The sequence below is a fragment of the Paenibacillus sp. GP183 genome, assembly GCF_900104695.1.
Taxonomy (GTDB): Bacteria; Bacillota; Bacilli; order Paenibacillales; family NBRC-103111; genus Paenibacillus_AI.
Window position 1 is genome coordinate 5,044,376 of sequence record NZ_FNSW01000001.1, and the last position, 15,035, is coordinate 5,059,410.

Annotated in this window: 14 protein-coding genes; 8 read left to right on the forward strand and 6 right to left on the reverse strand. The window is 47.1% G+C overall.

The genetic code is table 11. The features are described 5' to 3' along the window. The first annotated feature begins 243 nt into the window (after nucleotides 1-243). Entirely contained in the window at nucleotides 244-1,068 is an 825-nt protein-coding gene (locus BLV33_RS25005; RefSeq protein ID WP_090798040.1) for a lipoate--protein ligase family protein, read from the forward strand. Here the strand turns inward: BLV33_RS25005 and BLV33_RS25010 are convergent. Continuing rightward, on the reverse strand, nucleotides 1,065-1,793 hold the full coding sequence (locus BLV33_RS25010; RefSeq protein ID WP_090798042.1) for an alpha/beta hydrolase: 729 nt from the start codon (nucleotides 1,791-1,793) through the stop codon (nucleotides 1,065-1,067). The two genes, BLV33_RS25005 and BLV33_RS25010, sit on opposite strands and share 4 nt — an antisense overlap. Nucleotides 1,794-2,028: 235 nt before the next feature. Between BLV33_RS25010 and pdhA the strand changes: the two genes are divergently transcribed. From pdhA to lpdA, 4 genes are read left to right on the forward strand one after another with little or no spacing between them, the layout of a single operon-like run. After that, complete coding sequence (pdhA, locus tag BLV33_RS25015; RefSeq protein WP_090798044.1) at nucleotides 2,029-3,111, forward strand: pyruvate dehydrogenase (acetyl-transferring) E1 component subunit alpha; 1,083 nt, start codon at nucleotides 2,029-2,031, stop codon at nucleotides 3,109-3,111. A 38-nt stretch (nucleotides 3,112-3,149) separates the two neighbouring features. Beyond that, complete coding sequence (locus BLV33_RS25020) at nucleotides 3,150-4,130, forward strand: alpha-ketoacid dehydrogenase subunit beta (RefSeq protein ID WP_090798045.1); 981 nt, start codon at nucleotides 3,150-3,152, stop codon at nucleotides 4,128-4,130. A gap of 51 nt (nucleotides 4,131-4,181) precedes the next feature. Next, the gene (locus tag BLV33_RS25025) at nucleotides 4,182-5,546 is read left to right on the forward strand and encodes a dihydrolipoamide acetyltransferase family protein (protein WP_090798047.1); all 1,365 of its coding nucleotides are present in this window, start codon (nucleotides 4,182-4,184) and stop codon (nucleotides 5,544-5,546) included. Between the two features lie 4 nt (nucleotides 5,547-5,550). After that, nucleotides 5,551-6,966, forward strand: a complete 1,416-nt coding sequence (lpdA, locus tag BLV33_RS25030; RefSeq protein ID WP_090798049.1) for a dihydrolipoyl dehydrogenase — start codon at nucleotides 5,551-5,553, stop codon at nucleotides 6,964-6,966. A gap of 64 nt (nucleotides 6,967-7,030) precedes the next feature. Here lpdA and BLV33_RS25035 read toward each other — a convergent pair whose 3' ends face one another. The 3 genes from BLV33_RS25035 to BLV33_RS25045 form a co-directional block, all read right to left on the reverse strand. Further along, the gene (locus tag BLV33_RS25035) at nucleotides 7,031-8,419 is read right to left on the reverse strand and encodes an ABC transporter substrate-binding protein (RefSeq protein ID WP_171909295.1); all 1,389 of its coding nucleotides are present in this window, start codon (nucleotides 8,417-8,419) and stop codon (nucleotides 7,031-7,033) included. A 75-nt stretch (nucleotides 8,420-8,494) separates the two neighbouring features. Further along, nucleotides 8,495-9,316: a carbohydrate ABC transporter permease gene (locus BLV33_RS25040; protein WP_090798050.1), complete on the reverse strand. Its 822-nt coding sequence runs from the start codon at nucleotides 9,314-9,316 to the stop codon at nucleotides 8,495-8,497. Beyond that, nucleotides 9,313-10,263, reverse strand: coding sequence for a carbohydrate ABC transporter permease (locus BLV33_RS25045; protein WP_090798052.1), 951 nt, complete (start codon nucleotides 10,261-10,263; stop codon nucleotides 9,313-9,315). Before BLV33_RS25045 ends, BLV33_RS25040 begins: the two co-directional genes overlap by 4 nt. 256 nt (nucleotides 10,264-10,519) lie before the next feature. Between BLV33_RS25045 and BLV33_RS25050 the strand changes: the two genes are divergently transcribed. Together BLV33_RS25050 and BLV33_RS25055 are read left to right on the forward strand one after the other, a co-directional pair. Then, nucleotides 10,520-11,254, forward strand: a complete 735-nt coding sequence (locus BLV33_RS25050; protein ID WP_090798054.1) for a glycerophosphodiester phosphodiesterase — start codon at nucleotides 10,520-10,522, stop codon at nucleotides 11,252-11,254. A 385-nt stretch (nucleotides 11,255-11,639) separates the two neighbouring features. Continuing rightward, a complete protein-coding gene (locus BLV33_RS25055; protein ID WP_253187165.1) occupies nucleotides 11,640-12,056 on the forward strand; it encodes a DMT family transporter in 417 nt (138 codons plus the stop codon). 71 nt (nucleotides 12,057-12,127) lie between these two features. Here the strand turns inward: BLV33_RS25055 and sda are convergent, their stop codons facing one another. Further along, nucleotides 12,128-12,325, reverse strand: a complete 198-nt coding sequence (gene sda / locus BLV33_RS25060) for a sporulation histidine kinase inhibitor Sda (RefSeq protein ID WP_090798056.1) — start codon at nucleotides 12,323-12,325, stop codon at nucleotides 12,128-12,130. Between the two features lie 96 nt (nucleotides 12,326-12,421). Continuing rightward, on the reverse strand, nucleotides 12,422-13,288 hold the full coding sequence (locus BLV33_RS25065) for an AraC family transcriptional regulator (protein WP_171909296.1): 867 nt from the start codon (nucleotides 13,286-13,288) through the stop codon (nucleotides 12,422-12,424). Nucleotides 13,289-13,571: 283 nt separating this feature from the next. Here BLV33_RS25065 and BLV33_RS25070 point away from each other — a divergent pair, with 283 nt between their 5' ends. Next, on the forward strand, nucleotides 13,572-14,996 hold the full coding sequence (locus tag BLV33_RS25070) for a transposase (RefSeq protein ID WP_253187166.1): 1,425 nt from the start codon (nucleotides 13,572-13,574) through the stop codon (nucleotides 14,994-14,996). Nucleotides 14,997-15,035: the final 39 nt, after the last annotated feature.

Below are 15,035 nucleotides of genomic sequence, written 5' to 3' on the forward strand. Positions count from 1 at the left end.
TTTGGGGTTGAAAATAGATGGCTCCTGATAGGGTTTATCCATTCGCAATTTAGAATAGATTAAGATTGGTAATGTTAAAACCAAAATATTCAGCAGTAAATCATCGAACGCCTTCAATGTTCTCGCCCACTTATCCATTAACATATTTTTCTATATATATATTCGACATTGGATTGAATAATCCTACTGGACTATATTAGTATAATGGAAATAGGTAATTATAACTGAATTAGGTGATATATTATGACATTTTCTATTGAATTATCAGACAAGACGATTTTGCTTGACAGAACCCATGTAACTGATGCGTACAATATTTTATACCCATTTGCCCTGGAAGAAACCCTTTGCCGTAAGATGACTACAAGCATGACGCCTATTGTGCATCTTTGGAGGCATCCGAAAGCTTTTGTTATGGGTCTTCGAGACAGCAGGCTTCCTCATGCTGCTAATGCGGATATTTGGCTGAAGAGTCAAGGTTATGAAACCGGCGTCAGAAATTCAGGAGGAGCTGCAGTCCCATTGGATTTGGGGGTCATCAATGTTTCCCTGCTGCTTCCGAAGCCTGCAGGGAGCATGGAACATCGCAAGGACTTTGAGCTGATGGCGCAGCTAATCCGTGAAACCCTGATGAAGCTGACGGATGATGTGCAAAAAGGAGAAGTAGCCGGGTCCTTTTGTCCAGGTGAGTTCGATTTAAGCATCGGCGGCAAAAAGTTTTGCGGGATTGCCCAAAGGCGGCAGCTCCATGCCATTTCCGTTCAGGCCTTCGTGATTGTTGAAGGTCAAGGAGAACAAAAAGCTGCAGTGGCGAGAGCTTTCTATGACCGTGCCGCAGCTGGGGCCGAAGCTGCCGATTATCCAGTTGTACTTCCCGGCAGCATGGCGAGTTTAGCCGAATGTGTGGGCAAACCGCTGACTGCCGTGGATTTTATCCAAAGTATGAAGGAGCTTCTGGAAGCCGGGGAAATAACGGCTCAGATATGGAGCGAAGAGCTTGCCGGTGAAAATGAAATTCAAGAAATGGTAAAGCTGATGGAAAATCGCTATGGCATCAATAGAAATTAACCGAGAAAATAGTGGAGTGCCGCAGGCAGCTCAAGCTGCCAAAAGCCCCAAATGTGCGTACCGGGTTTCTCTGTATAGAGAAGCGCGGTTTTTTTCTGTACCAGGATGTCTCGTGTCTTCCGATTTTCCTCAAGAAAATTAAAAGTTCCGCGCTCGGTTGTCACTTCAGTCTCTTCCGTGCCAATAAGCATAAACAGCTCTAACCATGACAGATCATCCTCCTTTGCCAAGCGTTCTCTCGTTTTGCCAAAAAATGCACCGGATAAGGATATAACTTTGCAAAAAAGGCTAGGATAATCTAGAGCGAGGTGCAGTGAAACCGTGCCGCCCAGGGAATCTCCTGCCAACAACCGCTGCATACGATCCGATCGAACGGGATACCGCGACTCGACAAACGGCAGCAATTCCTCGGTCAAGAAACGGCAGTACGCGACAAAATTGCCGCCCTCAGGCGAATACTCGGATGTGCGGACTGTTGTGACTACATCAATACCGACCACAATGGCAGGCTCCAGTCCCTCATCCAGAATAGAGCGGGTAAGGATGGTTGCGATTCTTCCAAAGTTGAAAAACTGTTCTCCATCCTGGCAGTATATGACCGGATAAGACAACAGCTCATTATAGCCGGGCGGCAAATATATACGCAGATTGCGCGCAGCTCCGAGCAGGGTGGATGAGAGTTCTTCCTTAATGATCGTTCTTTTATAATAACGCGCGTCATCCATGCTAAGGTTCCTCCGGGTCGTTTTTGGGTAATTACTTCTATGGTGTATTATAGCAGATTTGAAAATTTGATTAATCTGTATCAGTCAAAATATAAAACTGTACTAATCAAAATAAATAAAAAAGACTATATTTTATAGGCATTGCTGTGTACTTTTCAATAAAACAGGTTTATAATAATACTATAACAGAAACAAATATAGCAGGCAGTAAATTCATAGATGAGGTGAATGGATAATGAGCAAGCAAGCTGTCAAACAGATTAATTATGAAGTGTCCACAGAGCAAATCGAGCCGTTAACGGTTCTTGGACCGGATGGCACGATCGTCAATGAAGACAAAATGCCGAAGCTTTCCGATGATCAATTGAAAGAATTAATGAGAAGAATGGTCTTTACCCGTGTTTGGGATGAAAGAGCGGTAAATCTGGGACGTCAGGGACGTCTGGGCTTCTATGCACCCGTATCGGGACAAGAGGCTTCCATGATCGGCAGTGAGTTTGCCTTAAATAGAGATGATTTCATCTGCCCGGGTTATCGCGATATGCCGCAAATCGTGTGGCATGGCCTTCCGTTGTACCAGGCTTTTCTTTATTCCCGCGGTCACCAGCATGGCGGACAAATCCCGCAGGATGTTCATGTGTTGATGCCGCAAATTATTATTGGCGCACAAATTCTTCATGCTACAGGCGTAGCGATGGCGTTCAAAAAACGCAATGAGAAGCGTGTAGCGATAACGTATACCGGCGACGGAGGAAGCTCCGAAGGCGATTTCTATGAAGGCATGAACTTTGCAGGATCCTTTAAGCTTCCTGTGATTTATTTTGTGCAAAATAACGGCTACGCCATTACGACACCATTTTCCAAACAAACAGCAGCTTATTCCATTGCCCATAAGGCAATTGCCGCCGGAATCAAAGGTGTTCAAGTGGACGGCATGGATGTGCTGGCGGTGTATCAAGCTGTTGCCGAAGCTGCCGAGCGAGGCCGCAAAGGAGAAGGCGCAACCTTGATCGAAGCGTTGACTTACCGTTACCGTCCGCATTCCATGGCCGACGACACAACCAAATACCGCACCAAGGATGAGGAGCTGGATTGGGAACCTCGCGATCCGCTGACCCGCATGCGTATTTTCTTGACTAAAAAAGGCCTCTGGAGCGAAGATGCCGAAGCGGCTGTCAAAGAAGAAGCAAAAGCGGCTGTTGCCGAGCATATCAAGAAAGCGGAAGCCACTGAAAAAATGACCGTTGGCGGACTGATCGATTCGATGTTTGAAGCGACTCCGCAGCATCTGGCCGAGCAAAAGGAACTTTATAAATAAGAAATCAGCCTATTTACTGAGGAGGAAAGTTAATCGTCATGGCACAAATGACTATGATTCAAGCGATAAAGGACGCGATGCGCGTTGAACTGGAGAGAGATAAAGACGTTGTTCTTTTTGGAGAAGACGTAGGTCACGTAGGCGGAGTTTTCCGTGCTACCGAAGGACTGCAAGCCGAATTCGGGGAAGATCGCGTGTTCGATACACCGCTTGCCGAATCCGCTATCGGCGGGCTGGCTGTAGGTCTTGGTATTCAAGGGTTTCGCCCGATTGCCGAAATTCAATTTGTCGGCTTCATTTATGAGGCTTTGGATCAAATATGCGTTCAAGCTGCTCGCATGCGGTATCGTTCCGGCGGCAGATATAATGCTCCTATCGTGTTCCGTACCCCTTTTGGCGGCGGAGTTAAAGCGGCTGAGCTTCATACCGATTCTCTGGAAGGCTTGCTCGTGCAAACACCAGGAATTAAAGTCGTCATTCCTTCTAACCCTTATGATGCCAAAGGCTTGCTGATTGCGGCCATTCGCGATAATGATCCCGTATTTTTCATGGAGCATTTGAACTTATACCGTTCTTTTCGTGCAGAGGTGCCGGAGGGCGAATATACCGTCGAGCTTGGAAAAGCCAATGTCGTTCGTGAAGGATCAGATGTAACGATCATCACTTATGGAGCTATGGTTCATGCCTCGGTTAAAGCCGCCGAAGAATTGGAAGCTTCCAAAGGCATCAAAGTTGAAGTCATTGATCTTCGTACTATTATGCCGCTCGATATCGATACGGTTGTAGCGTCTATCAAGAAAACAAACCGCGCCATCGTGGTGCAAGAAGCGCAAAAAACCTCCGGTATAGCCGCCGAAGTCATTGCCCAGATTAATGAAAAAGCGATTCTCCATCTGGAAGCGCCAGTTCTTCGCGTATCGCCTCCGGACACCGTATATCCTTTCGCACAAGTGGAAGATGCATGGCTGCCCAATACAGAGCGTATTCTTGCGGGAATTCAAAAGGTTCTGGAATTTTAAGGTTCTCAGCATAGATATAGGTATATTTTCTCATATAGGAGGTAATTGCTCGTGGCTGTTTTTGAATATAAATTTCCTGAGCTTGGCGAAGGGATTCATGAAGGCGAGATCGTAAAGCTTCTCATCAAGGCTGGAGACGCCGTAACCGACGAATCTATTTTGATGGAAGTGCAAAACGATAAGGCCGTGGTCGAAGTCCCTTCCCCGGTCGAAGGTAAAATCATAGAGGTCAAGGTGAAGGAAGGGCAAGTCTGCCATGTGGGCGAGCTTGTCGCCACGATTGAAGTGGAAGGCGACGTGCCGGCTTCCGCCGATCCCGGCCAGCCCGAGCCGGCGAAACAAGCGCCGGCTTCCGTGCCTACACCGGCTGCGCCCGTTGCAGGCGCTGAAACCGGAGCAGCGGCGCCCGCTGCTGCGAAAACCGCAGCGCCAGAGAATGGCGCTGGCGATAAACCAGCCGCGCTTGCAGGCGGCGCGGGCAAAGAAGTGCTTGCGACGCCCAGCGTGCGCAAGCTGGCCCGTGAAGAAGGCGTCTCCCTCGCAGAGGTGACGCCAACAGGGCCGCACGGCCGCGTGACACGCGAGGACGTGCTTGGCTTTAAAGCCGGCGGCGGGGCTGCGGCACCGGCTGCTTCAGGCAAGGCGGCAGCACCGGATGCGGCTGCCGATCAAGCGGCTGCGGCTCCTGCCGCGCAGCCGGTGAGCGCGGGCGATCGCGTCGAGGAGCGGATCCCGTTCAAGGGGATCCGCAAGATTATCGCGAACGCGATGGTCAAATCCGTCTACACGGCTCCGCATGTGACGCTGATGGACGAGATCGACGTATCGGCACTCGTCGCGCTGCGTGAAAGAACGAAGCCGCTCGCCGAGAAAAAAGGAGTGAAGCTGACGTACCTGCCATTTATCGTCAAGGCCTTAATCGCAGCGTCTCGCCAGTTCCCGGTCATGAATGCCATGATCGATGAAGAAAACCAGGAAATCGTCTACAAAAAATACTACAATATCGGGATTGCGACCGATACGGATAACGGCCTTTTGGTACCGGTCATTCATGACGCCGACCGCAAAAACGTCTGGTCCATCGCGGCTGCCATCAAGGATTTGGCCGTTCGTGCACGCGAAGGCAAGCTGGCCCCCAATGAAATGAAGGGCAGCACCATTTCGATCACAAACATTGGTTCCGTTGGCGGTATGTTCTTCACTCCGGTCATCAATTTCCCTGAGGTTGCGATCCTCGGTGCAGGCCGGATCACAGAAAAACCAATCGTGAAGGACGGTCAAATTGTCATTGGCTCCGTTATGGCCTTATCGCTTAGCTTTGATCATCGCATTGTCGACGGGGCTGCCGCGCAAAACTTTTTGAATTACATCAAACAGCTGCTGGCTGATCCCGAGCTTCTAGTTTTGGAGGTGTAACGCTATGGTAGTTGGAGATGCTTCTTTAGATATTGATGTTCTGGTCATCGGCGCTGGTCCCGGGGGTTATGTCGCGGCCATTCGGGCGGCTCAGCTGGGCAAAAGCGTGCTCATCGTGGACAAATCCGAATGGGGCGGCGTATGTTTGAATCGCGGCTGTATTCCTTCCAAAGCGCTGATTTCCGCGGCGCACCAGTATGAGCATATGCAGCATGCGGACGCTATGGGCATTACGGCCGGCGATGTAAAAATCGATTTTTCCAAAGTTCAGGCATGGAAAAACTCGATCATCGCCAAGCAAACCGGCGGCGTCGGCACCTTGCTGAAAGGGAACAAGATTCAAATGTTTCAAGGCGAAGTGATGTTCATCAACGATCATGAAGCGCGTGTATTTAATGATCAGGAAGCGCCGCGTTATCGTTTCCAGCATTGCATCATTGCAACGGGCTCTCGCCCCATTGAATTAAAGGCATTCCCATTCGGCAAACGCATAATTTCTTCCACGGAAGCGTTAAGCTTGCCGGAAATCCCAAAAAGCATGATCGTCATCGGCGGCGGCTATATCGGGATTGAGCTTGGGCAAACCTATGCCAAATTCGGCACCAAAGTAACTGTCCTCGAAGGATCGGATACCGTATTGCCGGGCTTTGAGAAGGAAATGTCCCAGCTGGTTGCCCGCAACCTGCAAAAGGCCGGGGTGGAAGTGTTCACAGAAGCCATGGCGCAAAGCAGCAAGCAAACGGATAAAAGCGTGTCTGTAACCTTTACGGTAAAAGGGGAAGAAAAAGAGCTCAAAGCCGACTATGTACTGGTTACCGTTGGCCGACGTCCGAATACGGATGGAGAGCTCGGTCTTGATCTGATCAACCTGAAGCTGTCGGATCGCGGATTGGTGGAAATCGATAATCAATGCAGAACGAGCATTCCCCATATTTTTGCCATTGGCGATATCGTAGCTGGTCCTGCTCTGGCTCACAAAGCTTCTTACGAAGCTAAGGTCGCTGCAGAAGTGATTGCAGGACAAAAGAGCGTTATTGATTATAAAGCCCTTCCTGCTGTTGTTTTCTCCGACCCGGAGATCGCCAGTGTGGGTTTAAATGAAACCGAAGCAAAAGCCAAGGGCGTGAATGTGGCTACTGGGAAATTCCCTTACGCAGCCAACGGACGTGCCAACTCGCTAGGCGCTACACAAGGCTTCGTGAAGCTTGTAGGTGACAAGGACAACGGTATTCTGCTCGGCGCTCAGATCGTCGGGCCGGAAGCCTCGAACCTCATCGGCGAGCTTGGCTTAGCAGTAGAAATGGGAGCTACTTTGGAAGATATCGCACTGACGATTCACGCTCATCCAACGTTGACTGAAATGGTCATGGATGCAGCGGAAGGTGCTTTGGGGCATCCCATTCATCAGCTTTCGAAATAAACAATATAATAAAAAAACAGCCCCGGGAGATTTTGAATCCTCCTGGGGCTGTTTTTTATTAGTCTTATTTCATTGTTTTATTGTATTGCACAAGCTTGTCTGTAATACTTTTTGCAGCACCGTCAAGCGCGTCTTTTGGCGACTTTTTGCCGTTCAACGCTTCCTCGATGGCTCCTTCGACGATTTGTCTGGCTTCAGGGAATACTCCCATTACCGCACCTTGAGTAGCTGTGTTCGCTTTGGTATTGTGAAGCTGATCTATTGCTGTTTTAAATTGTGGATACTTAGCTAGGTTATCTTTTACGATCTGCTCATCATATGCTTTTTTCGTGATGGGGAAGTACCCTGTGTTGACATGCCAGTAGGCTTGAACCTGAGGGCTAGTCAAGTATTTGATGAATTCCCAGGCAGCTTTTTGCTCTTCCTGCGGTTTGTTGTTAAGGATGTACAGACTGGCTCCGCCTACGACAACGCCGCCTTCTTTGGCACCAGCTGGTTTAGGCAGTGGGGCAGTTCCTACCTGGAATTTACCTTCAGTCGAGGCTACGATTCCGCGAAGGGAAGCTGTTGAGTCAAGTGTCATGGCGATTTGGCCTGCTGCGAATGCTTTTTTCGTATCATCGGTTTTACGTCCGAGGTTTGTTAATGTTTTGGCATCTATCATATCCTTCCACCATGTCAAGGTTTGCACCCCGGCGTCGGAATTGACTAAAGATTGAGTAGCAGGGGACGTTCTTCCATTACCGTTGTTCAAATAGTCAGCGCCCTGATTGGCGAAGAACTGCTCCATGAACCAACCGTAAATCGCGAAGGAAGATCCGAATTTACCATCTTTTGACAAGGCTTGAGCAGCTTTTTTAATGTCTTCATACGTAGTTGGCGGTTTTTCAGGATCAAGTCCCGCTGCTTTAAACATGTCCTTATTGTAGTAAAGGATCGGGTTGGATGTATTAAAAGGCATGGAATTAAGCTTGTTGTCTATTTTATAGTAGTTGGTGATGTTTTCTTCCAATTGAGAAAGGTCAAATTTGTCTGCGTCAATGAAATTTTGCATTGGCGTAATCGCTTTGGAATCGATCATGAAACGGCTGCCGATCTCATACACCTGAATGAGCGAAGGACCGCTTTTGGTATCCATCGAAGCTTTCATTTTGTTTAAGCTTTCATCGTAGGTACCTTGGAATATGGCTTCTACCTGAACATTCTTTTGCGAGGCGTTGAAATCTGCGACAATCTTGTCCACTGCTTTGCCAAGCTCACCGCTCATCGAATGCCACCAAATGACTTTAACTGGTGCCTTGCTTGCCGCAGCTGTAGGACTCGCGGATGAGGATGCTTTGGCGGTATCTGCTGCAGTCCCGTTAGTGGAACCTGCATTACCGCAAGCGCTGGTAATTAGTAGCGAGAATACTGCTGTAAGGGCTAAAAGGCCTTTCAGGTTGAACATTTTCATTACTTCGTTTCTCTCCCTTAAATCTATATTTTTATGGAAACCGCATGTTTGAAAAACAGCGGGGAACCAACCTGTTCAACCTTTTACTGCTCCTGCGGTTAACCCGCGTACAAGCTGTTTAAGCCCAAGTGCGAGAAGCAGTAATGAAGGCAGAAGTACTAATGCTACGCCGGCAAGGACAAGACTCCAGACGGTAAACTCTTCGAATTGAAGCATGGCGATACCGATTTGGACGGTTCGCATGCCCTCGCTGTTTGTGATCAGCAGAGGCCATAAGTACATGTTCCATGCGCTCAAAAAGGAATAAACAGCAAGAGTGGCCAAAGCCGGACGCGATAAAGGCAAAACTATTTGCACAAAAGTGCGGATATGGCCGCAGCCGTCCATTCTGGCTGCTTCGAATAATTCACCGGGCAGCTGTAGAAAAAATTGGCGAAGCAAGAAGGTGCCGAAAGCCGAAGCCAGGAAAGGAATGGTCATTCCCTGATAGCTGTCGAGCCAATTGAGCTGCTTTATGGTCAAATAATTGGGAATGATCGTGACTTCCCAAGGGATCATCATTGTAGCCATAAATATGGCGAAAATGAGGTTTTTTCCTTTAAATGAAATCAGTGCAAATGCATATGCCGCCATACTCGCGGTTATCAGTTGACCAATCATAATAATTACAGATACAAGAACACTGTTGCTGATGAATTTTTGAATCGGCACAAGATGGAGCACGGTAAGAAAACTTCCCAAGTAAAAGCTTTTTGGCAAAAAAGCAGGGGGGTAGGAGTTCGCTTCCGCGGGTGTCATAAAAGCAGCAGCATAGGTATAAAAAATCGGGTATATCATGATAGCTGCCAAAATGGTCAAAAGCACGTACAGGAAGGTTTGCTGCCAGCGATTCGTCATTGGTAATGAACCTTCCTTTCGAATACCCGGAATTGGATGATAGTCATAATCAAAATCAGAGCAAACAGAACGAGAGCTTGCGCACTGCCTGTACCAAATCTGTAGTTGATAAATGCGTCCTGGTAAATGGCATATACCATGACATCCGTTGAATCCATAGGTCCTCCTCTGGTGAGGATATGGATTTGACCGAATGATTGAAAAGCGCTGATGATTGAAACAATGGTCACGAAAAAAACAGTAGGCGATAAAAGCGGCAGAATGATTTGCACAAATGTGCGGATCGGACCGGATCCATCGATTTTGGCACTGTCATAGATATCTTCAGATATGCCCTGCAAACCGCTCTGCAGCACAATATAGTTAAAGCCTACATTCATCCAAACGGTCATGGCGGATACTGAAAGCAGCGCCCATTTGGGATCGGTCAGCCAAAAGATCGGTTTGAGGTGAATCAAGCTGAGTAAGTAATTGAGCATGCCTACACTGGGATGATACATCATCATCCAGATGACGGAGGATGTGCTCACGGAGAGGGCAACCGGTAAGGAAAAGATGAATTGAAATAATTTCATTCCTCTTAATCGGTTATGGGTTAGTGCAGCAAGCAGCAAAGCCAACAAGATGCAGGTAGGTACCGTAAGAACTGTAAAGAGACCGGTAACCTCAAGACTTTGATAGAAACGGGCAGATGTAAAAATTTCTTTGAAATTATCCCATCCTGCAAAGTCGACAACTTTGCCACGAGGATTGGTCGTTTGAAAGCTAAGATAGAAGGTTTGAATTAATGGGTAAAAAAGGAAAATGGTGAAAACGATGAGGGAGGGAAGCAGGAAAAGATATCCTAGCAGGTTGTCCTTCCATTTCAGAGAGTTTAGGATTTTTCTCCGTTTCAATGTCTTTCGTCTTGCTTTTATAAGTTGTAATTCACTTTCCAAGGCAGTCATATCGATCCTCCCAATAGGAATACAAGCGGCTAGCAATTTCAATAAGGACCTTCTTAATTGATTCTTATTTTATAGCATCGGTATTTGAACTATGTTAAGTAGAAGTAAAGGAATTGTAAATAATATATGAATGCCTGGAAAGTTCAGGAAGTTTACATAAGATTTAAACAGCATGCTGGTGAAAATGATCTCAGTCGCCTATAATTTAATTAGAAATAGAAATATGATGCGGTTAATTGGAAAGGGAGAGATTCATATGGAACAACGTAGACCCATGATCATCGGACATCGCGGAGCCAAGGGGGAAGCACCGGAAAATACGCTGGCTTCCTTTCAAATGGCCTTACTGCAAGAAGCACAGGGCATTGAATTGGATGTGCATCTGACAAAAAACGGTGACATCGCTGTTTGCCACGACGAAACGATTGACCGAACTACAGACGGCTCCGGTTTTATTCATGAAATGACGACTTCGGAAATGAAGAGCTTCGATGCTGGATCCTGGTTCTCCAGCTCTTTTCAGGGTCAGCAAATCCCTTTGCTGGGAGAAGTGTTTGATCTTGTTCCGGACAGTATCATGATCAATGTGGAGATTAAAGCTTCTTATGACGGGAAAATGGAAGAGCGGTTGTTGGATTTTTTGAGGGAAAGAGAAAGATTGGAAAACGTGGTTATTTCTTCATTCGACCATAAATGCGTTAGAAGGGTCAAACAGCTGGAGCCCGATGCCAAAGTAGGTTTGTTGTATTCAACTAATCTGATCGATCATGCCGAATATGCTAAGATGGTGGGGGTTGAAATTTATTCTCTGCACCCTCATTACCAATCGTTCGATAAAGCGGATGTGGACAAAGCCATTGCAGCAGAATTGGCTGTTTACTGCTTCACTGTGAATCATATTGAAGATATGCGAAATATGATCCGCTGCGGGGTGTCCGGAATCATTACCGATTTTCCGGCGCGATTGGCTCAGCTTCTGAAGCAAATGTAGTTGACATTATCTTTAATTCATTGTATATTTAAATGTATTGATCGAAATGATATTCAATTAACATCGTACAAAGACCTCGATTACCCTTCAGGAACGTTTAGTGAAATGAAATTTCCCCTTCCATTGTTTCTTTTCTCCAGGTGTAAGAAGACAGGTAAACTGAGGCAAAGTCCGGTGTTCCGGCAGCATTTGCCGCAAGTTGGTAGACCAATTCTCACTGGCGCGGTCAAGGAACCGCAAGGATGGAAGAGAGGCAGGGCTTTCATTGTTTTGTTTGAACATCCAGCAATATAGTATCATTCCTATCAAAACTAACTTGAAAGCTGTTTCTTCTAAGCAATAGAAGAGACGGCTTTTTTCACGGAAAGCAGAGAGGGTGTAAGTCATGAACTGGAATATGAGCTGGACTTTTTTACTGCTGGCCATTATTTTTGAAACCATCGGCACTTCTGCGATGAAAATGTCCCAAGGATTTTCCAAGACGGGACCGGCCATCATCATGGTCGTGTGTTACATATTATGTTTTTCGCTTTTGACATTGGCGATTAAGCAGTTGGATGTCAGCCTGGCGTATGCCATTTGGTCCGGGCTGGGAACCGCGCTGATCACGATCATCGGTGTTTATTATTTCCACGAAAAAGTAGGCGCGGTAAAAATCATTTCAATTCTGCTGATTATTATCGGCGTGATTGGACTTCATCTTAGCGCAAGCGCCCAAAGCTCACTAAGCAGTCCGCAAGTAGAACCGGATAGCACGCTCAACCGTCATGCTCAATCATCCACACCCGTTTCCGAAGATTGAAAGAGGCTGGCCTTGAAGTAGATTTAGCTACTTTTGGGCCAGCCTCTTTATTTTGTTAATGCAATTATGATTTAGATTCTTGCTGCCTGCGGATCATATGTATGCTCATTAAATTGAAGCTTTGAGGTTATTTGGCGATGGTCGATCTCGGATTTAAGCTGATTAATAAAATCTGTGTCAAGCTCCAATTGTGTGGCTAATCGGTAACATTCTATGAGATGTTCATCGGATAGCGTCAGGAGAGATTTTGAAGAAACTGCCATGGTCATCACTAACTTTCTAAGTATGATACAAGTATTGTATAAGATAATTTCGGAAGATTAAATGCATATTATTTGCGTACGAGCGCAAAAAAGCGCAAGATATCAGCGCTGAGATTCCTTGCGAAAGGCTGCAGGAGTTTGTCCTGTATATTTCTTGAAGGTTCGATGAAAATGCGGCAAGCTTTCAAAGCCGCAATGCTCGGCGACAATGGGAATAGCGAGTGTGGTTTCGATTAACAGGTTTCTGGCTTTGATGATGCGTTTGGTATGGATGTAAGCTGTCAGATTCATACCGGTCATTTGCTTGAAAACCCGGCTAAAATGCTCAGGGCTGACCAAAGCTTCATGAGCAAGCGCAGATAACGTTAAATGGCCGCTCAGGTTGTTTTCCATGTGAAGCAATATTTCCTTAAGCCACGGCGCTCCATTCGGCATAGACGCTTCTGTGACTGTAAAGTCCATAATACCCATTCGTGAGATCTCCAGTATAATCCTATGCAAGGTTAATCGGGCAGCGAAGCGGTATCCCTGCTTGCTTTGTGCAAGCTCCTCGCGGATGGTTTCAATATGTCTCCGAAGCATGGTTTGATTGTGCCGATCAAGCGGGGGCCTATACAGTTTGCCTTTTCTTACGCTTTCGAAAAATGCCGGCAAATCGAACGCTTCCCCGAGCGGGACGTTCTGGATCACCAGAGGACTGAAAAAAAGAATGGATGAAGTGACCGGATCATGCTTGTCCGGCATGGCTCTGTGAATCGTATCCTTTGGAATAAGGAATACATCTCCCGCCTTCATCTCGTAAAAAGCGGTGTCTATGAAAAACATTCCTTTACCGCTGTATACATACACAATCTCATACCAATCATGAAAATGATTTGGAAGCTCGCTTTGCGGGCTTTTCGTGTCTTTATAAATCAATTGAAAAGGGAAAAGCTCTGAATTCGGAAATAGCTTGCGCATCGCTTTCATTTTCATCACCTCAAATGTATTATATAGCTTCTCGGAATAACAAAATCCCTTACTGGTTCTAGCCTCACGGCTAGGGCTTTTTTTCGTTTCACCTCAAAAAATAGGGGCGGACGAAAATTTCCCTTGACATTTCCAAATCACCTTAATAATCGCCAGGAAGGCATCTTTTTTCGCCTATCTTACTGAGAATTGGGTGATTTTATTGCTTCCAGTCCCGCGATCCCATTCAGCATTTATTCGTTTTGCCGTCGAGCATTTGAAAAAGGAGTACAGTCCCGAATTTATGCAGCAATTCTACTCAGATCTCATCAACTGGGTGTCGGCAATCGATTTGTCCCAAACGACTTCTCTCTTGAAACACAGATACTCAGCAAGTCCCAAAGGCCGTAAACCTCGCGACCCCGCGGATCTTCTTCGCAGCTTGCTTCTCATGCACAAGCTTCAGGTGGTAAGCATCGACGATTGGGTCTACAAGCTGCGAACTCTTCCTGTCTACGCCATCCTTAGCGGCTTTATCAAAGATGACACGCCTGGCGTGGGAACCTTCTATGATTTCTTCCGTCGTCTTTGGCTCTCGGATGGCGCTCACAAAACCGGCCGAAACAAAAGGCCGCTTCGCAAGCCGCGCGAGAAAGGCAAGAAGAACGAAAAACTCGACCCTAGAAATCCGAAGATTACCGACAAGCTTGTCGCTCGTGTGCTGCGTTCTGCAGGTTCCATTCATTACGCTTCAAAAGAGCATGATCTTCTTCAGCGATTGTTTCAATCCCAATTCGTCCTACCCTCTGCCACCATAGGATTGCTTGGTGATACGAACGCGCTTAGTGTCATTGGTGATGGTTCTGCGGTTGAAACAGGCGCCCGTTCCTTCGGCAAATTCCTTTGTGACTGCCGCAAAGGCGGAAACTGGAAGTGCGGCTGTAAGCGGCAGTTCTCAGATCCCGACGCCAATTGGGGCTGGGACAGCTACCGTGAAAAGTACTACTTCGGCCGAACGCTTTACGTGTTTTGCGCCGCGGACAGCCCTCATGATTTACCCATCTATTTGCGCTATTTCCGCGCAAGTCAGCACGACTCGGTGTCTTGGATATGCGGGTACCAAGAGCTACGCCACTGGTACCCACATTGGAAGCTCGGAGAGGCAATTCTGGATTCCGCCCACGACTCGCTCCCCATATATACCATGCTCGAACACGATGATGTTTGCACCATCATCGACCTGAATCTCAGGCGTTGGAGCAAGCTGGTACAAGATGATTTTACCATTGGAAAGGACGGTGTGCCTATCTGTCCAATCGGTCGAAAGATGGTTCATTGGGGTAAGCTTGCCAAGACCCATCGCCGGAAGTGGCGTTGCCCTGCGAAGTGCGGCAACTGGTTCTGTGAGACCCCGTGCTCACCCTCCAAATACGGAAGAACATTTTATACGTCCACATCCGATAACCCTCGGCTCTTTCCCCGCATTCGCCGAGATAGTAAGGAGTGGCGTATCCGGTATGCCAAGCGTACTGCTGTGGAACGATGCAATAAGCGTCAAAAGATTGATTACAAGCTGGAAAATTCTAAGGGCAGAAGCTCCCGCCACTGGACCATACGCACAACGTTAATCGCCATGTGCCAACATGCGGACGCTTGGTTTGAAGTGACTAAGAAGAACAAACAGATCTTCGCCGTTAAAGAATGGCTCGAAGCAGCAAGTGCCGCTTAAAGTCTGCCTAACTATACCTTTTGAAAAACCCGACTTTCT